The 21,607-nt window shown below is 60.9% G+C and carries 21 protein-coding genes; 17 read left to right on the top strand and 4 right to left on the bottom strand.

What is annotated here, in order from left to right:
- Positions 1–12: 12 nt before the first annotated feature.
- Together hemN and fnr are read left to right on the top strand one after the other, a co-directional pair.
- On the top strand, positions 13–1,380 hold the full coding sequence (hemN, locus tag AWR36_RS06720) for an oxygen-independent coproporphyrinogen III oxidase (RefSeq protein ID WP_067082949.1): 1,368 nt from the start codon (positions 13–15) through the stop codon (positions 1,378–1,380).
- Between the two features lie 68 nt (positions 1,381–1,448).
- Positions 1,449–2,183, top strand: a complete 735-nt coding sequence (fnr, locus tag AWR36_RS06715) for a fumarate/nitrate reduction transcriptional regulator Fnr (RefSeq protein WP_067104545.1) — start codon at positions 1,449–1,451, stop codon at positions 2,181–2,183.
- Here fnr and AWR36_RS06710 read toward each other — a convergent pair.
- The 3 genes from AWR36_RS06710 to AWR36_RS06700 form a co-directional block, all read right to left on the bottom strand.
- Entirely contained in the window at positions 2,180–2,614 is a 435-nt protein-coding gene (locus tag AWR36_RS06710) for a SpoIIAA family protein (protein WP_067082946.1), read from the bottom strand. The genes fnr and AWR36_RS06710 overlap by 4 nt on opposite strands.
- A 51-nt stretch (positions 2,615–2,665) precedes the next feature.
- Positions 2,666–3,238, bottom strand: a complete 573-nt coding sequence (locus AWR36_RS06705; RefSeq protein ID WP_067082943.1) for a hemerythrin domain-containing protein — start codon at positions 3,236–3,238, stop codon at positions 2,666–2,668.
- Between the two features lie 325 nt (positions 3,239–3,563).
- On the bottom strand, positions 3,564–3,839 hold the full coding sequence (locus AWR36_RS06700) for a hypothetical protein (protein ID WP_067082938.1): 276 nt from the start codon (positions 3,837–3,839) through the stop codon (positions 3,564–3,566).
- Between the two features lie 303 nt (positions 3,840–4,142).
- Here AWR36_RS06700 and AWR36_RS06695 point away from each other — a divergent pair, with 303 nt between their 5' ends.
- From AWR36_RS06695 to ribA, 15 genes are all read left to right on the top strand, one after another.
- Positions 4,143–4,826 (top strand): OmpW/AlkL family protein, encoded by a 684-nt coding sequence (locus tag AWR36_RS06695; protein WP_067082934.1) that lies wholly within the window; start codon positions 4,143–4,145, stop codon positions 4,824–4,826.
- A gap of 222 nt (positions 4,827–5,048) precedes the next feature.
- Complete coding sequence (locus AWR36_RS06690) at positions 5,049–5,546, top strand: outer membrane beta-barrel protein (protein WP_067082930.1); 498 nt, start codon at positions 5,049–5,051, stop codon at positions 5,544–5,546.
- Positions 5,547–5,764: 218 nt separating this feature from the next.
- Entirely contained in the window at positions 5,765–7,033 is a 1,269-nt protein-coding gene (glyA, locus tag AWR36_RS06685; RefSeq protein ID WP_067082928.1) for a serine hydroxymethyltransferase, read from the top strand.
- A gap of 393 nt (positions 7,034–7,426) precedes the next feature.
- Positions 7,427–9,097: a flavin monoamine oxidase family protein gene (locus AWR36_RS06680; RefSeq protein WP_067082925.1), complete on the top strand. Its 1,671-nt coding sequence runs from the start codon at positions 7,427–7,429 to the stop codon at positions 9,095–9,097.
- A gap of 219 nt (positions 9,098–9,316) precedes the next feature.
- Positions 9,317–10,414 carry an extracellular solute-binding protein gene (locus AWR36_RS06675; RefSeq protein ID WP_067104598.1) on the top strand — a complete coding sequence of 366 codons (1,098 nt, stop codon included), beginning with the start codon at positions 9,317–9,319 and terminating at the stop codon, positions 10,412–10,414.
- A gap of 87 nt (positions 10,415–10,501) precedes the next feature.
- Entirely contained in the window at positions 10,502–10,972 is a 471-nt protein-coding gene (nrdR, locus tag AWR36_RS06670; protein WP_067082919.1) for a transcriptional regulator NrdR, read from the top strand.
- Positions 10,969–12,102, top strand: a complete 1,134-nt coding sequence (ribD, locus tag AWR36_RS06665) for a bifunctional diaminohydroxyphosphoribosylaminopyrimidine deaminase/5-amino-6-(5-phosphoribosylamino)uracil reductase RibD (RefSeq protein WP_067082916.1) — start codon at positions 10,969–10,971, stop codon at positions 12,100–12,102. The genes nrdR and ribD overlap by 4 nt, the downstream gene beginning before the upstream one ends.
- Before the next feature lie 37 nt (positions 12,103–12,139).
- Positions 12,140–12,802 carry a riboflavin synthase gene (locus AWR36_RS06660; RefSeq protein WP_067082913.1) on the top strand — a complete coding sequence of 221 codons (663 nt, stop codon included), beginning with the start codon at positions 12,140–12,142 and terminating at the stop codon, positions 12,800–12,802.
- A 182-nt stretch (positions 12,803–12,984) separates the two neighbouring features.
- A complete protein-coding gene (ribBA, locus tag AWR36_RS06655) occupies positions 12,985–14,100 on the top strand; it encodes a bifunctional 3,4-dihydroxy-2-butanone-4-phosphate synthase/GTP cyclohydrolase II (protein WP_067082910.1) in 1,116 nt (371 codons plus the stop codon).
- A gap of 69 nt (positions 14,101–14,169) precedes the next feature.
- Positions 14,170–14,640, top strand: a complete 471-nt coding sequence (gene ribH, locus AWR36_RS06650; RefSeq protein ID WP_067082907.1) for a 6,7-dimethyl-8-ribityllumazine synthase — start codon at positions 14,170–14,172, stop codon at positions 14,638–14,640.
- Between the two features lie 37 nt (positions 14,641–14,677).
- Entirely contained in the window at positions 14,678–15,118 is a 441-nt protein-coding gene (gene nusB / locus AWR36_RS06645; protein WP_067082904.1) for a transcription antitermination factor NusB, read from the top strand.
- A 6-nt stretch (positions 15,119–15,124) separates the two neighbouring features.
- Positions 15,125–16,075 carry a thiamine-phosphate kinase gene (gene thiL / locus AWR36_RS06640; RefSeq protein ID WP_067082901.1) on the top strand — a complete coding sequence of 317 codons (951 nt, stop codon included), beginning with the start codon at positions 15,125–15,127 and terminating at the stop codon, positions 16,073–16,075.
- 52 nt (positions 16,076–16,127) lie between these two features.
- Positions 16,128–16,607, top strand: a complete 480-nt coding sequence (locus tag AWR36_RS06635; RefSeq protein ID WP_067082898.1) for a phosphatidylglycerophosphatase A family protein — start codon at positions 16,128–16,130, stop codon at positions 16,605–16,607.
- Between the two features lie 9 nt (positions 16,608–16,616).
- Entirely contained in the window at positions 16,617–17,252 is a 636-nt protein-coding gene (locus AWR36_RS06630; protein WP_067082894.1) for a retropepsin-like aspartic protease family protein, read from the top strand.
- A gap of 51 nt (positions 17,253–17,303) precedes the next feature.
- On the top strand, positions 17,304–17,918 hold the full coding sequence (gene ribA / locus AWR36_RS06625; protein ID WP_082679449.1) for a GTP cyclohydrolase II: 615 nt from the start codon (positions 17,304–17,306) through the stop codon (positions 17,916–17,918).
- A gap of 277 nt (positions 17,919–18,195) precedes the next feature.
- Here ribA and pulA read toward each other — a convergent pair whose 3' ends face one another.
- Positions 18,196–21,549 (bottom strand): pullulanase-type alpha-1,6-glucosidase, encoded by a 3,354-nt coding sequence (pulA, locus tag AWR36_RS06620; protein WP_067082889.1) that lies wholly within the window; start codon positions 21,547–21,549, stop codon positions 18,196–18,198.
- Positions 21,550–21,607 lie beyond the last annotated feature (58 nt).

The raw sequence follows: 21,607 nt of genomic DNA, 5'->3' as shown, positions 1-21,607 counted from the left end.
AGGTGTAAAGACATGCTGCAGGCCGACTCCATACCCAGCGCGGCGCTCCTCAATCGCTACGGCGCCTCCTGCCCGCGCTACACGTCCTACCCCACCGCCGACCGGTTCCGCGACCTGGACGGGGCCGAGCCCTGGGCGGCGCTGGCGGATATCCGTGCGCTCTCGCTCTATGTGCATGTGCCGTTCTGCCGTTCGCTGTGTTATTTCTGTGCCTGCAACAAAGTGGTGACCCAGCAGTACGGATTGGCGTCCGGCTACCTGGAGCAGCTGCTGGCGGAGGCGCGCAGTTATCGGGGGCGTGTGGCCGATGTGCCGGTGGTGCAGCTCCACCTGGGTGGCGGCACGCCGACCTTCCTCAATGACGGCGACTTGCGACGGCTGGTCGAGGGGCTGGGGGAGACCTTCAACCTGGGTGGGGAGGGGCGCGAGTATGGTATCGAGGCTGACCCGCGCACCCTGGAGCTGGAGAGCCTCGCCACCCTGCGGGAGCTGGGGTTCAACCGGCTCAGCTTGGGCATCCAGGATTTCGACCTGACTGTGCAGCGGGCCATCAATCGAATCTGTACTGCCGAGCAGGTGCGCGAGCTGACCGAGGAGGCGCGGCGGCAGGGTTTCGAGTCCATCTCCTACGACCTGATTTACGGCCTGCCACACCAGAACCTGCAGACCCTGCGCGGCACCATCGAGCAGGTGATGGAACTGGCACCGGACCGCATCGCACTGTATCACTATGCCCATCTGCCGGAGCGCTTCAAGGCCCAGCGCCTGATCGACACCGATGCGGTGCCGGGCGCGCAGGAGAAGGTGGAGATGCAGCTGGCGGCGGTGCAGGCACTGGAGGAGGCCGGTTATGACTATCTGGGGATGGATCACTTCGCCCTCCGCGAGGACACCATGGCCCGGGCTGCCCGCGATGGTGAGCTGCAGCGTAACTTCCAGGGCTATACCCTGATGCCGGCGGATGCGCTGGTGGGGCTGGGTGCCTCGGCGATCAGTTACAGCGCCGACGGCTACTGGCAGAACCATCACCGCCTCAAGGACTACAACACTGCCATTGCCGAACGGGGTTCCGCCGTGTTCCGCGGCTGGCAGCTGTCCGCGGACGACCGCCTGCGCCAGTACGTGATCATTGAGCTGATGTGTCGTCTGAGTCTCGACAAGGCTGAAGTGTCGCGCCGGGCGGGTGCCGCTTTCGATGACTATTTTGCCCTGGAGCGGGCCCGGCTGGCGCCCCTCAAGGCCGATGGTCTGATCGACGAGGATGCCGACCGGCTGTGGATAACCCCTCTGGGGCGCTGGTTTGTCCGGCATGTGGCGGCGGCGTTCGATGCCCACCTGGCTCGCCGGGATGAAACACCGCGCTACTCGAAGGTCATCTGATGGGTTGCGACAGCTCTGCGCCGAGGCGTTACAATGGCGCTTTTACACCCTCTGTCGATGGCCCACCCATGAAAGAGTCACTCTCAGCGGTAAATTGCGGAAACTGCTCGGTCAGGCGCCTGTGCCTGCCCGCGGACCTGTCTGCAGAAGAGATCGACCGCCTGGAAAACATTACCGGCAAGCGGCGCTTGCTGCGGGCCGGAGAGACCCTCTATCGGGCCGGCGACCCGTTCGCCAACCTGTATGCGATCCGCTCCGGCAGTTTCAAATCCACGGTCATCGCCGCCGACGGCGATACCCAGGTGACGCATTTTGCCTTGCCGGGGGAACTGCTTGGCCTGGACGCCTACAGTGGCCGCATGCATTCCAGCTTTGCCGAAGCGCTGGAAGACAGCTCCGTGTGCGTAATGCCGTTTGCCCAGCTGGAGAGCCTCGCCCAGGAAGTGCCCGCTCTGCAGCACCAGATCTACAACATATTTTCCGAAGAATTGAAGAAGGAAAATGAAACGCTGTTGCTGTTGGGCAAGCGCTCGGCAGAGACGCGCATGGCGGCATTATTGATGAATATCTCCAGCCGCTATTCCCGTCGTGGCTATTCCGCCACCGCATTTGTACTGTCGATGCCGCGGACAGATATCGCCAATTATCTCGGCCTGACTGCCGAGACTGTCAGTCGACTGCTGAGCAAGTTCCAGCGCGAGCAATTGATCGCCGTTCGCGGTCGCGAGGTGGAGATCCTCGACCTGATTGCGCTGAGCGAACTGGCCGGTACCCACTGCAGCTACGAAGATGCCGGCGCTTAAGCGCCGGCTTGTTCCTGTTCGTTTTTCTCTCCGGTCTTTTCCTGATCTGCCAGCCATTCCAGCGCGTCGCTGCGATTCTCAAAGTAATGGGTTTCTGCTGCGGTAAACCAGCCGGCTACCCTGGTTGCCAGCTGCTGCCAGCCCTCGTCTCCGATTACGGCAATATGTGAAAACTCGCTGCCGTGGCGCAGGCCCAGCTTCAGGTCGTCCCATGCTGCCCGCAGTTCCCAGCCGCGCAGATCGGTGACATCCACCAGCGCCTTCACGCGGGGATTGGCCACGGCGCTGAGCGCACTTTCCAGCATGGGGGTGATGATCTCGTAGTCTTCGTGAGTGAGCTTGCCCACCACTTTGATGTAAAGGAAAAAATCTGCACCGATACGCTCGATGCCGATGGACAGTCCATGGTTCTCTATTGTGCTCGTCGTCATGGCTTCTTTTCCTGGTTGTGATGGGAGTGAACTGCGTTGCACCGCAGCAATTCAGGCGCTGGCCCGTTTGGGTTCATATAAACCAACAATGTAGTGATGCAGAGATTCATAGAGGCGTTTCAGGTCGGAGCTGAACAGCGGGTCCTGCTGGCGTTTCAGTTGCGCTTCCACCAGCGCCCAGTCCTCCGCGGTAAGCAGGCTGGCAAACTGCGGGAAAATACGCTCGTTCTCACGCTGCATATGGGCACGTTGTAGTTGCAGGTAATCCCGGGTCGCGCGGAAAAGCTGGCTGCGCTCTACCGCTGCATCGTTGGCGACGGCGTAGAAAAGTGCGTTCATGCGGCGGGTGGTGGCGGTGATGCTTCGGTGTTCCCGCTGAGTGATTTCGATGGCCTCGCGATCCGCGTCGGCATGTCCCAGCAGCTGTTTCATTGCCAGGTCTTCCACGGGATGATGCCAGCGGTCGGGATAGATGCTGATGTAATCGAGTGCATCGAGAATCAGGCTCAGTGTTTCGGGATCCCGATCTCTGCGGGAAAGATCCCGCAGTAGCTGGTCGAACGCGTCGAGGAGGCGCTGCATGTTGCGATGGTCATCGCAGAGTTGGCGGTAAAGGGTGTGCATGGCGATCTCCCCAGAGGTCAGCGCTAGTGATTTACCATCATTCTGGAAGAGCGGGGCTGGACACGCTTGACCTGGATCAATTCACCGTTGGATCGGCGCTTCAGTGATGCCGGCACTCGAGGTTCCTTGCGCCAGGCATGGTCGTAAGCAGCGAATCCCGATGGCTGAGGAGAGAAGTTGTACCCGCCATTGCCGCGGCGGCTGGTACGCATTTCAGTTTTGTACCCCAAGTGGTGCCGGCAGCTGGGCAGCTGGAGCAATTAAAAGAAGTAGTCTTCCAGGTCGATCTGCTGCCAGTCGTAGACCAGCTCCAGTCGATCATCATTCACCAGCCTGACTTTTCGCGGTTCCAGGCAGTTTGCGGCAGGGGGCTGATACATTTCGCTCCTTCAACGGAGAGTTCTCTGCCCAGGTAGTCGCTGTAATCCAGCTGTGGCATGGCAGCCAGTCGGGTGATGCTGCTTCCGTTTTCATCGGTGCGTACATAACACTGGCCGCTGCGCTCGGTCAGAGTGCCATTGATGGTCACTACCTCGGTAACCGGGCTGTCTGCACAGGCAGTAAAAATCAGGGCGGAAATCAACGGGATGGCAATACGCATGGCAGGACCTTTTGTTGATCATGTTATTTTTCATTTGTTCGCGCAGTCAGCGCGGACTAGCCCTCTGAGTCTTATGGCTAAGATTGCGGCGGTGACAGGAGAGCGCTGGGAAGTGACTGCCTGATGGCAGATTTGTTGCAGAGGTGGCGTGCCATTGATTTGCATCAAGAACGATATCGCAGCCGGAATTACTCTAGCCCTGTCTCGCCCGGGTCGATGGCATCGACATAAAAATAACGGGTGTCTCTGAGCGGGCGGGACGATCTATTTAGATTGATCCTGAACAGGTTACTGGAGAACCCAATGAGATTTCTTGCTGTACTGGCAACCGTATTTCTGACCGCGCCGGCGCTGGCCTACCAGCCGGGCGAAGTCATCCTGCGCAGTGGCGCAGCCACTGTGAGCCCCGATGTGAGTTCCAGCACACTTTCCCTGGGTGATACCGAGTTGGCCGGTACAGCGGCAGATGTGGACGACGGCTCCGCAATGGGCATCACCGCCACTCTGATGCTGAATAATCGCTGGGGGGTGGAACTGGTAGCCGCGAGTCCGTTCAGTCACGATCTGTCGGTGTCCGGACTGGGAGAAACTTTTGACCTCGGTGAGGCCACGCACCTGCCCCCGACTCTGCTGCTGCAGTACTACCCGGATCTGCCGCTTGCCGGTGTGCAGCCCTATGTCGGTCTGGGAGTTAATTACACGATTTTCTTTGAAGAAGAGGTGAGCCGGGAAGCGAACGACCTGTTTGCCGGCCTCGGTGCAAGCGGCGGCGCAGACCTGACCCTCGGCGACTCTGTGGGCCTCGCGGCGGAAGCGGGTGTGGACTTTGCCTTCGGTGCGGACCAGCGCTGGTTGTTCAATGTGGCGGTGTGGTGGATGGATATCGACACCGACGCCGAAGTGAAGGTGCCGGGTGTGGGCTCTATCAGGGCGGATGTAGAAGTCGATCCCCTGGTGTACATGGCGGGTATCGGTTACCGCTTCTGATCGCCTGGAACTTTTTCCTAAAGCCCGGGCCAGTACCCGGGCTTTTCATTTTGGGTTCGGAAAAGGGAGTTTGGCGGGGGGAACCAATCCTGACTGAGGGCAGTCAGAGAGTGCCCTGCGGCGATTACTGCGCACGACTGTGACTCTGGTAACTGTTCTGCGGGATGAAACGCGGCTAGAATCCGCGCAAATTTCATGAACAACAAGTATTGGGGAAATCCTATGCGTAAGATTACGACTGGCGCCGCGGCGCTGCTGCTGGCCTGCTCTGCTGGCGTCAACGCCCAGAGCCAGGGCACTGCTTACTGGGGCGCGACCGCCGGCCTGATGGATATCGACTTCCGCAATGCCGACAGCCCGATCAACGTCGGCCTGCGTGGCGGTTACACCCTGCCGTCCGGCTGGGGCTTTGAGGCCGAATACACCAACTCCCTGATCAGCGGTGAAGCGGACGTATTCGACAACGATGTGGACGTCGACGTGCAGACCCTGGCCGGTTACGGCACCTACCGCTCCTACGGCGATATCTACTTCAAGGGCCGTTTTGGCCTGCTGTATGAAGACGTGACTGTCGGCAGCGCCAGCAGCGATGACACCGGCATCTCCCTGGGTGGTGGCATCGGCTTGGACATGAGCCCGAATACCAATGTGGAGCTGGAGTACACCATGATCGAGGAAGACATCGGTTTCTGGTCCGGCACCATGACCCTGACCTTCTAAACTGCCCCCTCAACGCGGCCTCCGGGCCGCGTTTTCGTTCTGGCGCACTGGCCCCCACCTTGGTGTACAATGCGCGCCTTTCTAAAATACCCAAGTTTTCGGTAGCGGCTCCGGCCCGCATGGCTCTGCATTCAGCGGCCCTTGCGATCCCGGCCCCGTGGTGTGGCCGCTCCCGTTAGATCCAGTCAGTCATCAGCTCGCTTTACCGAGGGAAAACCATGTTTGATTCATCAGTCACACTTTCCTCCTTTGACCCGGAAGTCTGGGGAGCCATCGAGGAAGAGAATCGTCGCCAGGAAGAGCATATCGAGCTGATTGCCTCCGAGAACTACACCAGCCCGATGGTGATGGAAGCTCAGGGCAGCTCCATGACCAACAAGTACGCCGAGGGCTACCCGGGTAAGCGCTATTACGGTGGTTGTGAGTTTGTAGACAAGGTGGAAGTGCTGGCGATCGAGCGGGCCAAGGAGCTGTTTGGCGCCGACTACGCCAACGTGCAGCCGCATTCCGGCTCCCAGGCCAACGCCGCGGTCTACCAGGCGCTGTGCGAACCGGGCGATACTGTGCTGGGCATGAGCCTGGCTCACGGCGGCCACCTGACCCACGGTGCCCGTGTGAATTTCTCCGGCAAGACCTATAACGCGGTCCAGTACGGCCTGAACCCGGAAACCAGTGAGATCGACTACGAGGAAGTGGAGCGCCTGGCGCTGGAGCACAAGCCGAAAATGATTGTCGGTGGTTTCTCCGCCTACAGCCGCATCATGGACTGGGCGCGCTTCCGCGAGATCGCGGACAAAGTGGGCGCCTACCTGCTGGTGGACATGGCCCACGTGGCCGGCCTGGTTGCCGCCGGTGAGTATCCGTCGCCGCTGCCCTACGCCGATGTCGTAACCTCCACCACCCACAAGACCCTGCGCGGTCCGCGTGGTGGCATCATCCTGGCCCGCGCCAACGCCGAGATCGAGAAGAAACTCAACTCTGCGGTATTCCCGGGCGGCCAGGGCGGCCCGTTGATGCATGTGATTGCCGCCAAGGCAGTCGCCTTTAAAGAGGCCATGAGCCCCGAGTACAAGGCTTACCAGAAGAAGGTGGTGGAAAATGCTCGCGCTATGGCGGAGACCTTCCTGGATCGCGGTATCAACATCGTTTCCGGCGGTACCGACGACCACCTGATGCTGGTGGACCTGATCGGCAAGGAGTACACCGGTAAGGATGCAGACGAGGCCCTGGGCCGTGCCAACATTACCGTGAACAAGAATGCGGTGCCCAACGATCCGCGCTCGCCCTTTATCACCAGCGGCCTGCGTGTCGGCACTCCGGCCATCACCACCCGCGGCTTCGGTGTGGAAGAGACCAAACAGCTCACTCACTGGATCTGTGATGTGCTGGACGCGCTGGAGCAAGGTAAGGCCGAGGCGACTATCGAGGAAGTGAAGCAGAAGGTCCTGGATGTCTGCGCCAGGTTCCCCGTGTACAAGAAAGGCTGATCCTTTTCTGTTCGGTCAAAAAGCGGCTCAATGAGCCGCTTTTTTTTGTCCTGTTGGGCGCATCCGCCTTTCCGCTGCTCAAAGCTTCCCTGCCCATCTTGCCTCCCTTTCCGCCGGCTATCCGCCGTCCCGCGACGAGTTTTCTGTTCTCAGGAATTTTTCAATTTGTGAACTTTTTCGAATCATTGTTCGATTTTTTCGGGCAGTTATGTAGAATCTAGCGCAACATATTTCTAATCTGAATAAAAAATAAGCCTGATATCGCGATGACTGCAGAGGCGTTGGGAAGCTATTCCTCCCGGACGCGCAGCTTGTGCTCAGCGTTAAGGATCAGATTCACCAGCGGCCCCGCGGTTCGGGGGTCGGAAACTTACTGGCTTTAGGAAGAAGAAAATGAAGAGCCGAAAGTCCCAGTCCTCCATCGCGGGGCTCCTGCGCCGTCTGAGCGCTGCCGAAGAACTCTCCGACAAGACCGGCATCTCCGCCGACGAGAGTCTCGACATCATCAACGAGGGTACCAAGTTCGCTGGCAAGAATGCCTCGGAAGAGGGGCGTCGCCAGTTCCTCAAGCAGCTGGGCCTGGGTGCGGCGGTGCTGGGTACTGCAGGCGCTGCGAGCACGGTATCCCGTCCTGCACAGGCGATTGCCGGGGGCGCCACTGATCCTGGGCGTGTGGCCATTATCGGTGGCGGTATTGCCGGTATCCGCTGTGCCCACCGCCTTTACCAGTACAACCGTGCCACCTCCAAGGTTTTCGAGGGCAATACTCGCCTCGGTGGCCGCGTGAATACCAACCGCAGTATCTTCGGCCGCCCGGTTGAGCGCGGTGGTGAGCTGATCTCTACCGAGCACAGCTACGCCCGCAACCTGGCCAACAATCTCGGCCTGGATGTCGAAGACGTAAACGGCAACGCGGTGCCTGGTGGCAACGAGCTCTACTACGTGAATGGCCAGCGCTATACCGAGCACCAGCTCAATGAGGAGTGGCGCGAGGTCTACAAGATCTTCAAACGCGCCCAGCAGGATGCGCCGTGGGTACCGACATACGAGTGGAATAACGCCTTCCACCGCGAGCTGGACTACATCGATGTAAACAGCTGGCTGGATCACGTGGGTATCGGTGCCAACTCCAATATGGGCCAGGTTTTCCAGGCGGACATCGTTGCCGAGTACGGCATTCAGCCGGAGCACACCACCGCGCTGAACTTGATTTACCTGCTGGCATGGAACCCTATCAATACCGCACTGCCCCTGGCGGGCACCGATGAGCGCTTCCGCATTGCCGGCGGTAACGACCAGCTGGTAACCCGTATGGTCGAGGAGCTGCCGGAGGGCACCATCGAAACCGGTCGCAAGCTGGTGGCCATCAAGGGTGACCTGGACGGCCCCTACCAGCTGAGCTTCGAAGACGGTTACGAATACAATTGCGATCGCCTGGTGCTGGCGATGCCGTTCTCCGTATTGAAAGACGTGGATATCGATCCGCGCATCTATAACGGTTTCCGCCCGCAGAAGCGCATGGCCATCGAGCGTATGGCGTTTGGTTCCAACGGTAAGCTGGCCATCCACGGCGCCACCCGACCCTGGACCCAGCCGAGCGTGATCAACGGTCAGCAGTTCACCCCGAATGGCGTCACTTATGTGGGCCGTCCGGAGCTGTTCGACACCTGGGATTCCACCTCCATCACCGGTTCCACCGACGGTATCCTGGTGAACTTCTTTGGTGGTGACTATGGCAAGCAGATCGGCGGTGACACCCCGTTTGCGGCGCCGTCCTCCGAGGACCTGAATCACTTCTTTGGAATCGTCGACAACGTATTCCCGGGTACCAGCGCCGCCTTTACCGGCAAGGCCATGCTGTCCAAATGGGCTGCCAACCCCTGGTCCAAGGGCTCTTACTCAACCCAGACCTTCGGTGACTACACCGAATGGTGGGGCGCTGCTGGCCTGAAGGAAGGCAACATCCACTTCTGTGGTGAGCACACCGCACTGGAAATGTTCGGCTATATCGACGGTGCCATCAGCACCGGTGAGCGTGCTGCCCAGGAGATTCACCAGGGTTGACCAGCCTCCCGCAATCGAAGTGGGAGAGGCAGGAGTTGCCGGCGTCGGCTGGCAGCTCCTGAATAAAAACGATGTAAACTGTGGCTCTCACCTGGGTGAGGGCCACAGGCTTTTCTGCCGAGTGGCGTTTTCACTCGGACTGGACGACCGGCCGGAGCGCCCGAGGTCGGTTGCGGTGCCGCTGAAAAATCTTTGCTGGCCCGCAAACAGGAGGACATCATGCAAGCGCTGAAATTGCTCACGTACGCACTTCTGCTGACACTGGCTGCTGCCCTGCAGGTCGACGCCAGGGAGCTGCATGTTGCGAACTGGTCTTACTATATCGCCGAGGACACACTGGCAGAGTTCGAGGCGGAGACCGGGATCAAAGTCCACTACACCGAGTTCGATGATATTGAAGAGCTCGAGCAGATGTGGATCGACGAGGGCAAGCGTTTCGATGTGATTGTGCCGGGCTCTGACAACATCGCCAGCTATATCAGTGCCGGCCTGCTGGAGCCGCTCGATCGCAACCGCTTGACGGGCTGGGGGCGTAACGACCCTTCATTCATGCAGCGGCTGCATTATTCAGATCCAGAAAATAAATACGCCTTCCCCTACCTGTGGGGCACAGTAGGTATTGGTTACAACGTGCAGGCAGTGCAGAAAGCCTTTGGTGGCCGCCTGCCCGAGGACAGCTGGGATCTGCTCTTCGATCCTGATCGCCTCGCACTACTCGACCACTGCGGCGTAACCCTGATGCGCTCGCCGGAAGAGATTTTTGATGTGGGCCTCAAGTTCCTCGACAAAGACCCGAACAGCATGAGCATGGCGCACCAGTACATGGTGGCTAACCTGCTGGCCAAGGTGCGCTTGCATGTGACGGATTTTGACTCCGGTGATTACGTGGAAAACCTGGCCAGTGGCAAACACTGCATGGTGCATGGCTGGAACGGTGACATTCTCGAAGCGCAGGAGATGGCGCGGGAGGCGGGCCAGCCGTTTGATATTCGCTACATCACCCCGCGCGAGGGCTTCCCGCTCTGGATCGATGTGCTGGCGATACCCAGTAACGCCCTTAACAAGAGTGACGCCTACCAGTTCCTCAGCTACCTGCTGCGCCCGGAGGTGATCGCCAAAATCACCAATGAGACCCAGTTTGCCAATGCCAACCTGGAAGCCCGCGGGTTGGTGGATCCAGAGCTGTTGCGCAATCCCGTTGTCTACCCGGATTCGCAGAGTCTCGCCAACTCCTGGATCCCCAAGCCAACCAAGAGCCGCGTGCTGGCCCTGCGCCACCGGCTCTGGCAGCGCATCATCGAGCGCGAAAACCTGTAATCACGGCTTTTGCCCGCGATCTATCGGCGCCCTGTCGGGCGCCGGCTATGGTAAACTGCGGCCCATTTCCCCAAGGGCCTAACTCCCATGCACTGTCCTTTCTGCGGCGCAGAAGAAACCAAGGTGGTCGATTCGCGCCTCGTGGCCGAGGGCGACCAGGTGCGCCGGCGGCGCGAGTGTCTCGATTGCCACGAGCGTTTTACCACCTTCGAAACCGCCGAACTGTTGCTACCCCGCGTCATCAAGGAAAACGGCCAGCGTGAGCCGTTTAACGAGGACAAGCTCCGCGCCGGTATCCAGCGGGCAGTAGAGAAACGCCCGGTCAGCACCGAGCGCGTGGAGTCCGCAGTGGCCCAGATCAAGCACGCCCTGCAGGCCACCGGTGAGCGTGAGCTGCCGGCCCGCACCGTCGGCGAGCTGGTGATGGAGCAGTTGCGGGAGCTGGACCAGGTCGCGTACGTGCGCTTTGCTTCCGTCTATCGTCGGTTTGAGGATGTCAGTGAATTTGCGGAAGAGATCGACCGCCTGACCACCAAGAAGCGCACGGAGACACCATGAGCTTTTCCCCACAGGAATTGATGGCCCGTGCAATCCAGCTGGCCGAGCGCGGTCTTTTTACCACCATGCCCAACCCCCGCGTCGGCAGCGTGGTTGCTGATGCCGCAGGTAACATCCTCGGCGAGGGCTGGCACCGCCGTGCCGGGCTGCCCCATGCGGAGATCGAGGCGCTGGCGGATGCCGGCGACCGGGCCCGCGGCGCCACTGTCTATGTCACGCTGGAGCCCTGCTCGCACACCGGCAAGACCGGTCCCTGCGCCGACGCGCTGATCCAGGCGGGGGTCGCCCGGGTAGTGTACGGCATGGAAGATCCGAATCCGGCTGTCTCCGGCAGTGGTCTGCAGAAGCTGAAAGAGGCGGGCATCGAAGTCGAGGGCCCGTTGCTGGAAGAGCAGTGCCGGGCCCTGAACCCGGGCTTTATCAAGCGCATGACCCTGGGGCTGCCACTGGTACGGAGCAAGTCCGCCATGAGTCTCGACGGCCGCACCGCCATGGCCAGTGGTGAGTCCAAGTGGGTGACCGGCCCGGCGGCGCGCGCCGATGTGCAGCGGCTGCGGGCCCGCAGTTGTGCCATTGTCACCGGGGTGGAGACGGTGCGCTTCGACAATCCGAATCTGAATGTACGCGCAGACGAGATGGCGCTGGAGCTGCTCGCGGCAGAATCCGCGGCAGAAGTGCAACCGCTGCGGGTCATCGTAGACAGCCGCCTGCGCACGCCCGCGCGGGCCTTTATATTGCAGGGCGATGCCCCCACATTGGTGGTCACGACACCGGGCGCTGACGCCGGGCGGCGCGAGCGCCTGGAAAAGGCCGGCGCCGAAGTCATCGAGCTGCCGGCCGGTGCCGACGGCCGTGTGGACCTGCTGGCTTTGCTGCAGGAGCTGGCGCGGCGCCAGTGTAACGAGGTGCTCGTGGAGAGCGGCGCCACGTTGTCCGGTGAATTCCTTTACCGCGGCCATGTGGATGAAATGATCGTTTATATGGCGCCCAAACTGCTCGGCAGCACCGCCCGGCCCCTGTTTGAACTGCCGATCGAACGTATGGGCTCGGTGTTGCCGATTACCATTACAGATATGCGTGCCGTCGGGCACGACTGGCGGATTACCGCCACTACGGATATCGAGCGCTAGCGCCCGACCGTAACCGAATAACCCAGAGGTGCCCGCGATGTTTACCGGCATTATCGAGGCCGTCGGCCAAATCACCGAGCTCAAGCCCCAGGGCGGCGATCTGCGCCTGCGAGTGAAGAGCGGCAAGCTCGACCTGTCCGATGTCCAGCTCGGGGACAGCATTGCCACCAACGGCGTCTGCTTGACCGTGGTGGACCTGCCGGGGGACGGCTACTGGGCCGACGTCTCCGGCGAGACCCTGGCGGTGACTACGGTCGGCGACTGGAAGCAGGGGGGGCTGGTCAACCTGGAAAAGGCGCTGACGCCCCAGACCCGTCTCGGCGGCCACATCGTCAGCGGCCACGTGGATGGTATTGGCGTGGTGGTATGGCGCAAGCGGGAAGCCCGCGCCGAGCGCTTCCGTCTGCGGGCCCCGGATGAGCTGGCAAAATACATTGCCCACAAGGGCTCCATTACCGTCGATGGCACCAGCCTGACGGTGAATGCGGTGGAAGGCACCGAGTTCGAGCTGACGATCGTGCCGCACACCCTTCAGGAAACCATCATGGGCGGCTATCAGGCCGGCACCCGGGTGAACCTGGAAGTGGATCTGATTGCCCGTTACCTTGAACGGCTGCTTCTGGGCGACAAGGCCGCCGAGCCCCAGAGCGAGGGGATGACAGTGGAGTTTCTGGCACAACACGGGTTTTACAAACCCTGAACGAACACTCGCAGGTGATGCGAAGGCGCTGATGCCGGAGCTTGCTTGCGGGACTCTCGGCGGGAGGGACCTCGCCGACAAGCCACCAGGGATGGATCTACGGCGTGTTCCGCAAGCAAGCTCCGGTAGCAGAGCCGCCAAGGCCTGCACTGCAGGCAGAAAATCACAGACTAGAGAGTTTTATGGAACTGAATACGGTTGAAGAACTGATCGACGACATCCGCCAGGGCAAGATGGTGATCCTGATGGATGACGAAGACCGCGAGAACGAGGGTGACCTGGTGATGGCGGCGGAACAGGTGCGCGCCGAAGACATCAACTTCATGGCCACCCACGCCCGCGGCCTGATCTGTATGCCCATGACCCGCGAGCGCTGCGAGCAGCTGGATCTGCCGCTGATGTCCCGCGATAACGGCGCCCAGTTCAGTACCAATTTCACCGTGTCCATCGAGGCCGCCGAAGGGGTGACCACCGGTATTTCCGCCGCCGATCGCGCCCGCACCGTGCGCGCCGCGGTGGCCCGCAATGCCAAGCCCAGCGATATCGTCCAGCCGGGCCATATCTTCCCGATCATGGCGCAGCCCGGCGGCGTCCTCAGCCGCGCCGGCCACACCGAGGCCGGTTGCGACCTCTCCCGCCTGGCAGGCTTCGAGCCCTCGGCGGTGATCGTCGAGATCATGAACGAGGACGGCACCATGGCGCGCCGCCCGGATCTCGAGACCTTCGCCAAGAAGCACAGCCTGAAGATCGGCACTATCGCCGACCTGATTAACTATCGCGCCCTCAACGAAAAGACCGTCGAGTGCACCAACGAGCGCCAGGTGCACACCGAGTTCGGCGAGTTCAAACTGCGCACCTACCTCGACAAGGCCCGCCGCGAGCGGCACTTTGCCTTTGTCCTCGGCGAGCCGACCCCGGAAGAGCCGACCCTGGTGCGGGTGCACGTGGCCAACACCCTGAAGGACATCCTCACCATCCGTCGCGGGGACGAAAAATTTGAGCCCTGGACCTTCCGTCGCGCCATGAAGCGGGTGGCTGAAGAGGGCAAGGGAGTCGTGGTAGTGATCTGCCACAACGAGACTACCGAAGAGATCGAGGAGAGTATCGACTGGCTGATCAGCGGCAAGCAGCAGCGGCCCAGTTCCGACCTGGTTTACAAGCAGGTGGGCACCGGCTCCCAGATCCTGCGGGACCTGAAGGTGCGCAAAATGCGCCTGATGAGCGCCCCGTTCAAGTTCAACGCCATCTCCGGTTTCGACCTGGAAGTGGAAGAAATCATCAACGCCGGGGACGCCTGAGCCCCGCGCGGGAACCGCGCCGGGCAGGGTTGATATTGAACCCGCCCGCTGAGAAATGGAAAACAGACCATGAGCAATATCCAAACCATCGAAGGCGATTTCGTTAACTGCGGCGGTAAGTACGCACTGCTGGTGAGCCGCTGGAACAGCTTTGTGGTGGAGAGCCTGAAAGACGGCGCCCTGGACACACTGCGCCGCAAGGGCATCAAGGACGAGGACATCACCATTTACTACGCTCCCGGTGCCTTCGAGTTTCCGCTGGCGGCCAAGAAGCTGGCAGCCTCCGGCAAGTTCGACGCCATCATCGCGCTCGGCGCAGTGATTCGCGGCGGTACCCCGCACTTCGAATACGTTGCGGGCGAATGCACCAAGGGTCTGGCCCAGGTGTCCCTGGACGCCAGCATCCCGGTCACCTTCGGCGTGCTGACCGTTGACTCCATAGAGCAGGCCATCGAGCGCTCCGGCACCAAGGCCGGTAACAAGGGCTGCGAAGCAGCGGAAACCGCGCTGGAGATGGTTTCCCTGCTGGGCAAGATCTAAACCGTCTGAAGACGGCTTTTACTGGATATAGAAGGTTATGACCGTTACCGCATCTGCGCGCCGTAAGGCGCGCCATTACGCCATGCAGGCGCTCTATCAATGGCAGATGGCCGGTGCCAGCCTCAATGCGATTGAGGCGGAGTTCCGCACTGATAACGATATGAGCAAAACTGACGTGGACTACTTCCACGACCTGTTCCAAGGCGTGGCAAAAAATCTCGACGAAGTGGAGGGGGCATTCGAGCCGCACCTGGATCGCAATATCGATGATCTGGACCCGGTCTCTCGGGCCCTGCTGCGCATGTCCACTTACGAGCTGAAAAATCGTATCGACGTCCCCTACAAGGTGGTGATCAACGAGGCGGTGGCACTGGCGAAGAAGTTCGGTCCCACCGATGCATTCAAGTTTATCAACGGTATCCTCGACAAGACTGCCGCGGATCTCCGCGCCGCCGAAGTCAAGGCGGACAAGCAGTAAGCCAGCATGGCCGGCGTCGGTGAATTCGACATTATCCGTGACTATTTTGCCGGCGCCCCCACGGGCGAGAGTGTGTTGCTGGGTATCGGTGACGACTGCGCCCTGCTGCAACCGCCGGCAGGGTCGGTACTCGCCACCAGTGTGGATACCCTGGTGGCGGGCCGTCACTTTCCCGAGGGTACCGATGCAGCCAAAGTTGCCAGCCGCTCGCTGCGGGTCAACCTGAGTGACCTGGCGGCAATGGGGGCCGCGCCGCTGTGGTTCACGCTGGCACTGACGTTGCCGTCTGCAGACCGGAAGTGGCTGCGGGGTTTTTCCCACGGGCTACTGGAAACCGCGCGGGAGTACGGGATTTCCCTGGTGGGCGGCGACACCACAGCTGGTCCCCTGTCGATCACCGTGCAGGTGACCGGACATGCAGCAAAACCGCTGCGCCGCGATGGCGCCAGTGTCGGTGACGCAGTGTACGTCTCCGGACCGCTGGGCGCCGCGGCGGCGGCATTGCCGGTGGTGGAGCGGAAGCGGAAAGTGGATGCCGAATTGCAGCAGGCGGCGGAGGCGGCATTCTATTGGCCGGAACCCCAGCTGCAGCTGGCACAGTCCATCGCGCCGCTGGCCACTGCCGCCATCGACATTTCGGATGGGCTGCTTGCCGACCTGGGGCATATCTGCCGCGCCAGCGGTGTATCGGCAACAGTGGATCTCGAATCGCTGCCGGTGGCGGCGCTGGCGCGGGAGCTGGCCGGAGAGTCCGCGCGGGAACTGGCCGCCACCGGTGGCGACGATTACCAGCTCTGTTTCACCGTGCCTGCAGCACAGGTGCCGGAGCTGGAACAGCTGAACAGTGGCGCCGTGCGTATCGGGACTCTGGTGGACGCCGCCGGCGAGCCGCAAGTGCTGACGCGCTGGCGTGGGCAAAGTTGGTCGCCCAAAGAGTCTGGCTACCAGCATTTTTGAAGCATTGGTCCTGCGCCGTGGGCGCACTGCGGAAACGGAACAGCAAATCTCCATGAATCAGCCAACCTTTTCCCAGCTGCTGCGCAGCCCCACCATGCTGCTGGCGTTCGGTTTCGGCTCGGGTCTTTCGCCAAAAGCCCCGGGTACCTTCGGCACCCTGGCTGCAATTCCCCTCTGGTGGCCCCTGCAGCATTTGTCGCCGGCCCTGTATCTGAGCGTAGTGGTCGTCACGGGCATCCTGGGTTGTTACCTCTGTGGTGCGGCATCGCGCCGAATGGGCGTGCACGACCACGGTGGTATCGTCTGGGACGAAATGGTGGGCTACTGGCTCACCATGTTTATGGCGCCCGCAGGTTGGGGCTGGGCACTATATGGCTTCGTGTTGTTCAGGATTTTTGATATTGCCAAACCCCAGCCCATCGGCTGGGTAGACCGCCGGGTGCACGGTGGTGTGGGAATCATGCTGGACGATATACTGGCGGCCGGTTATGCGGCGCTGGTCCTGCAGCTCACCGCGTGGTTCATTGGTTAGGAAAGACCGATGCATAAACTTGCTTTTCTATTGTTTTCCCTGCTGTTCGCTTCCCTTGCAGCGGCCCAGGAAGTGCAACTGAAGGCCCTGTTTGGCACCAGTGCGATGCTTGAGGTGGACGGCCAGCAGCGACTGCTCAAATCGGGGCAGACCTCGCCCGAGGGGGTAAAGCTGGTGGAGGCTAATGCCGGCTTTGCCGTGGTTCGCGTCGGTGGTCGCCAACAGAAGCTGACCCTCGACGCACCGGTGGCGGCACGCTATGCGGAAGCCTCGCGAGCGGAAGTACGCCTGATGCCCGACAGCCGTGGTCATTACAGTACCAGTGCCTGGGTCAACGGGCGCAGGGTCAATATGATGGTGGATACCGGAGCCACCAGTATCGCGTTTAACTATCCGACGGCGCGTCGGCTCGGGCTCAACCTGGAGCGGGCGAAACCGATCCGGGTTTCCACCGCCAGCGGTATCGCCAGGGCATATCGCCTGACCCTCGACAGTGTAACGATCGGGGGAATCAAATTGCATAACGTGGACGCAACAGTGCACGGCGGCGACTTCCCGGAGATCACCCTGCTGGGTAACAGCTTCCTTAGCCGGGTGGAGATGCAGCAGCAGCGCGGTGTGCTGATTCTCCGCGCCCGCAACTGAATAACTTGGCGCAGTTTTGCGGCGCCGCCAGTGAGTGAATGAGGTAAGAATTTGACCATACGTTTCGTGGAATCCTCGAAACTGCCCACGCCCTGGGGCATGTTCGAAATGCACGGTTTTGAGGAGACAGAAACCGGCAAGGAGCACGTCGTCCTGACTATGGGAGACATGGATACGGACGAGCCACTGCTGGCCCGTATTCACTCCGAGTGCCTGACCGGGGATGCGCTGTTCTCACTGCGCTGTGACTGCGGTGCGCAGTTACAGCACGCCATGCATCGCATTGCCATGGAGGGGCGCGGGGCGATTTTCTATCTGCGCCAGGAGGGCCGCGGTATCGGTTTGCTGAACAAGATCCGCGCCTATCACCTGCAGGATTGTGGTGCGGATACCGTCGAGGCCAACGAGCAGCTGGGCTTCGGTGCCGACATGCGCGATTACTCGATTCTGAGAGAAATGCTCAAGCATCTGGGGGCAAAATCCATCCGCCTGATGACCAACAACCCGCGCAAGGTGAAGGCGCTGGAGGAACTGGGTATCGAGGTTACCGAGCGTCTGCCCCACGAAACCGGGCGCAATCCCCACAATGTGAAATACCTGTCCACCAAGAAGGGCAAGCTGGGGCACCTGTTTGAGGATGAGGACGAGGCCGGCAAGAAAGAGTAAGGCCTTCGCGTCTTGATGGGTAAGAGAAAAGGACGGCAATGGCCGTCCTTTTTTGTTGGTTGGCTGTGAACCGGTGTGGTGGCGGCAGAGCACCGGGGCAAGACTTTCGAAAACGCTGTGAATGCATCCCTGCACGCTCCATCGACGACGTCCCTGTCGCCGACGGTTTCGAAAATCTTGCCCCGCCACTCTGCCTTCACAGCAAAACTCGCGCTTCGATAATAAGAAAGGGCGGCCACTGGGCCGCCCTCCATACCTCCTCATCAGGGAGAAGTGTTTACTCAGCCAGCAGCTTTTCCACCCGCTGGTTGCGTCCCAGTACGAACACCGCCGTGGTGCGGCCCGGCAGGGAGAAGGTGCCGGTTTCGCTATCGAGGGCCACATTAGCCAGTCGTGGATCAGCGCTGTCCTGTTGCAGCGGGTGCAGGCGATAGGCTAGACCGGCCACGGCATCATGGCTGAATTCCACCAGGTCGTCGTCGCCGTTAAACAGGACCAGAATGCGACGATGCTTGTCATCGTACGTGCCCACCGCGTCGTCCAGCTGCATGGCAATCAGCCCCGGTATCTGTTCCGGTCCGGTATTCAGGAAGCTGACGTGGTCGATGACGGCCATCCCTGTGGGCAGGCGGAATAGCGGCGAGCTGTTGCGGATTGCCAGGTGCTCGCGGAACATGGCGCTGGTCCACAGGCGGTGTGATTTCTGCGGCGCGATGTCCGGGTTCGCCAGCAGCGGTGCCATCAGTGGCCACTTATCCTCGTTTTTGTCCGCGACCGGCAACCCCACACCCCAGTTGCCGCTCTCGAAGCTCCAGTCCAGCGCGTTGAACCAGTCACCGGAGTTGTAGCTGTCGCGATCCATGGACTTGGAGCGCAGAAATTCCTGGCCCGCGTGAATAAACGGAATGCCCTGCGCAAACAGCACCAGAGAATTGCTGAATACCTGCATGCGTACCCGCTCTTTCAGCGAGGCCGTGCTGTTGGCTTTCAGCTGCACGCCGTCGAACAGGGTCTCGTTGTCGTGGGCGGCGATGTAGTTGATGGATTCCTGCGGGTCGTCCACGTAGCCGGTAGGTTGGCCGTTGTAGATGAGCTGCTCGCCGGTGATGACGTTGCCGAGGGAATCCTGCAACGGATAGTCGCGCAGGTTGCCGGCCAGGGAGGCTCGTACCTTGTCCGCCAGGGTCAGCAGCGTGCCGCGCTCATCCCAGCCTCCGAACTTACCATTGGAGTCAGTGAAGAGGCCGGTGCCGAAGCCCTGTTCCTCGAAGCCGCCAAACGGATTGCCGCCGCGCACACTGTCCCGCAGGCGGTCATTGAAGGTACCCACACCGGTGCCGGCCATGTTGGATTGGCGCGCCTGGTCAAAGCGCGCGTCGTCGGCTACCTCACCGAAATTCCAGCCCTCGCCGTACAGGTAGAGGCTGTCGCCGTCGACACCGTCCTCTTCCAGCGTGAGCGTTTGCAGGGCTGCGCGAGTGTTGAGGATATTGTCGCGGCTGTGATGCCCCATCAGGTCGAAGCGGAAGCCGTCCACCTTATAAGCTTTGGCCCAGGTCACCATGGAATCCACCATGAGTTTTTCCATCATGATGTGCTCACTGGCGGTATTGGCACAGCAGCTACTCATTTCCACGCCGCCTTCCAGATTGCGGCGGTGGTAATAGCCGGGCACGATCTTGTCGAGCACCGAGTTCTGGTACTGGCCGAAGGAGCTGGTGTGGTTGTAGACCACGTCCATCACCACGCGCAGGCCGGATCGGCTCAGGGACTGCACCATCTCGCGGAACTCGCGGATGCGCGCAACGCCGTCAGGGTCGGTGCTGTAGCTGCCCTCCGGCACAGTGAAGTGCAACGGGTCGTAGCCCCAGTTGAAGCCGTCTGCATCGCGGATGGCGTTGACCGCCGCCTGTTGCTCGGTGCTGTCTGATGCGAACGCGGATAAGTCCGGTGTCTCCGCCTGGGCTTTGCGGTCCTCGTTGACGGTGGCGAAGTCGAAGGCCGGCAGCAGGTGTACGTGCGTCAGGCCGGCGCGGGCCAGGCTGCCCAGGTGTTGCATACCGAGGCTGTCACGCTCGCCAAAGGCGGCAAAGGTACCGCGGGCATCTTCGGGGACGGTTTCATCCTCGATGCTGAAGTCGCGCACGTGCAACTCATAAATGGAAATGTCTTCCGCACTGGCGAGCGCCGGCTTTTTCACCTGCTGCCAGCCCGCGGGTTTCAGGTCGGCGTCATCGAGATTGACCACCTGGCTCTTGCCGCTGTTCATGGACAGGCTCATTGAGTAGGGGTCGGTCACCAGATTGGTTTCGAGCTGTCGGCTGAAGTAGGAATAGACTTCCACCTCGTACAGGTAGAACTTGCGGTCCCAGTCCTTGCCGACGCTGGCAGACCAGGTGCCGGTGGCATCGTCGCGAGACATGGGTACAACCATGTCAGCGGTTTCCTGCCCGGCTTCGCTGAACAAGTGCAGTTTTACTGAACGGGCCGTGGGCGCCCACAGTTTGAAGCCCACATCGGCGTCGCCAACGCTGGCCCCCAATGCACCGTCGTAGGAGAATCGGTCATCCAGTGCACCCGCCATCTGGATACCTGTCGCGTCGCGCACCTTGCCGTCGGCGGAGTAAACCGCGAGCGCCAGCTGTTGGGTGGCGAGCTCAGCCGCTGAAGGCGCTTCCGCCGGCAGCTCGAAGCTGGTGAAGTCGCTCAGGTGCCGGAATTTCTCTGCGGCTTCTTCCGGCAGATTGTCAGCGCGATACTGCAGCACTACCTCGCCATCACCGCTGACACCGTCAGGAGTGAGTTGCAGCTCGGCTTCGGCACTGTAATGCAGTTTGACGGTCTCGCCCTCTAGCAGGCGAATATTCCAGGCAAAGGTGTCGCCATCGACCCAGTGGGCCTTGTCCAGGGTTAGGTCGCCGCGCGGGATGCCATCGGCGCTGACGGTGACCTGTTTACTGATGCTGTCGAAGGCGAAATAGATTTCGTCGTTGTCATTGGCCACGGTGAACGACGCGTTCCCGCCATTGCTGCCGTAGCTTTCGCTCCATCCCTCATCCAGCGCTACCTTGAACTCGTAATTACCGGCTTTCAGGCCGCGGGTGATAAATGTGTAAATACCGTCGCCGTCCGCGTCCTGCATCCAGCTCTGCAGGCAGTCCGGCTGCCAGACGCCGGGGCAGCCCAGCTGGTCCTGGAAATTGCCGGCAACGGTGGCGATGGTGGCGTTGACGTTGTCCGTGATCCAGTGAGTTTCGTGATCGTAGATAAATTTCACTTCACGGCCCGTATCCAGGTTGAGCGGGATGTTGGCGCCGTCTCGCCAGCCGCCGAGGCCGTAATTCTCTTCCCAGCTGCCGTTCAAGGCCGCCTTGTACTCCCAGTAGCCGGCGGGGATGAAAAAACTGCCCTGCCACTTGTCGTCATTGCTGTCGTAGCTGAGCATGCTGGCGGCGCACTCCGGCTGCCAGTTATGAAGGCAGCCGATCTGGCTCTGGAGTGTGCCGGGGATGTTGACGGCAGAGGGATCTGGCGTGTCGGCGGCATGACCACTCTGGTGAAAGGCAAGCACCAGCGCGCCCAGGGCAAAGGGCAGGCGGCCGGCTGCCAGCGGGGTTTTCATCAATCGCATAATAGGAATCCGGGGTTATCGTTATTGCTGTTCGGGTATTGGGGTACCGCGTATTTCT

This window comes from Microbulbifer flavimaris (assembly GCF_001641755.2).
Lineage (GTDB): Bacteria > Pseudomonadota > Gammaproteobacteria > Pseudomonadales > Cellvibrionaceae > Microbulbifer > Microbulbifer flavimaris.
Note: the sequence above shows the minus strand (reverse complement) of the source record. Positions and strands in the feature narration are given on the sequence as shown.

Bases quoted from the DNA above. Each gene is read 5' to 3' on its own strand.
- AWR36_RS06675 (WP_067104598.1), top strand. From the start codon at position 9,317: ATGCAAGCGCTGAAATTGCTCACGTACGCACTTCTGCTGACACTGGCT.
- nrdR (WP_067082919.1), top strand. From the start codon at position 10,502: ATGCACTGTCCTTTCTGCGGCGCAGAAGAAACCAAGGTGGTCGATTCG.
- AWR36_RS06705 (WP_067082943.1), bottom strand. From the start codon at position 3,238: ATGCACACCCTTTACCGCCAACTCTGCGATGACCATCGCAACATGCAG.
- AWR36_RS06635 (WP_067082898.1), top strand. From the start codon at position 16,128: ATGAATCAGCCAACCTTTTCCCAGCTGCTGCGCAGCCCCACCATGCTG.
- AWR36_RS06680 (WP_067082925.1), top strand. From the start codon at position 7,427: ATGAAGAGCCGAAAGTCCCAGTCCTCCATCGCGGGGCTCCTGCGCCGT.
- AWR36_RS06695 (WP_067082934.1), top strand. From the start codon at position 4,143: ATGAGATTTCTTGCTGTACTGGCAACCGTATTTCTGACCGCGCCGGCG.
- AWR36_RS06710 (WP_067082946.1), bottom strand. From the start codon at position 2,614: ATGACGACGAGCACAATAGAGAACCATGGACTGTCCATCGGCATCGAG.
- pulA (WP_067082889.1), bottom strand. From the start codon at position 21,549: ATGCGATTGATGAAAACCCCGCTGGCAGCCGGCCGCCTGCCCTTTGCC.
- glyA (WP_067082928.1), top strand. From the start codon at position 5,765: ATGTTTGATTCATCAGTCACACTTTCCTCCTTTGACCCGGAAGTCTGG.
- hemN (WP_067082949.1), top strand. From the start codon at position 13: ATGCTGCAGGCCGACTCCATACCCAGCGCGGCGCTCCTCAATCGCTAC.
- fnr (WP_067104545.1), top strand. From the start codon at position 1,449: ATGAAAGAGTCACTCTCAGCGGTAAATTGCGGAAACTGCTCGGTCAGG.
- AWR36_RS06700 (WP_067082938.1), bottom strand. From the start codon at position 3,839: ATGCGTATTGCCATCCCGTTGATTTCCGCCCTGATTTTTACTGCCTGT.
- ribBA (WP_067082910.1), top strand. From the start codon at position 12,985: ATGGAACTGAATACGGTTGAAGAACTGATCGACGACATCCGCCAGGGC.
- ribD (WP_067082916.1), top strand. From the start codon at position 10,969: ATGAGCTTTTCCCCACAGGAATTGATGGCCCGTGCAATCCAGCTGGCC.
- nusB (WP_067082904.1), top strand. From the start codon at position 14,678: ATGACCGTTACCGCATCTGCGCGCCGTAAGGCGCGCCATTACGCCATG.
- thiL (WP_067082901.1), top strand. From the start codon at position 15,125: ATGGCCGGCGTCGGTGAATTCGACATTATCCGTGACTATTTTGCCGGC.
- AWR36_RS06630 (WP_067082894.1), top strand. From the start codon at position 16,617: ATGCATAAACTTGCTTTTCTATTGTTTTCCCTGCTGTTCGCTTCCCTT.
- ribH (WP_067082907.1), top strand. From the start codon at position 14,170: ATGAGCAATATCCAAACCATCGAAGGCGATTTCGTTAACTGCGGCGGT.
- AWR36_RS06660 (WP_067082913.1), top strand. From the start codon at position 12,140: ATGTTTACCGGCATTATCGAGGCCGTCGGCCAAATCACCGAGCTCAAG.
- AWR36_RS06690 (WP_067082930.1), top strand. From the start codon at position 5,049: ATGCGTAAGATTACGACTGGCGCCGCGGCGCTGCTGCTGGCCTGCTCT.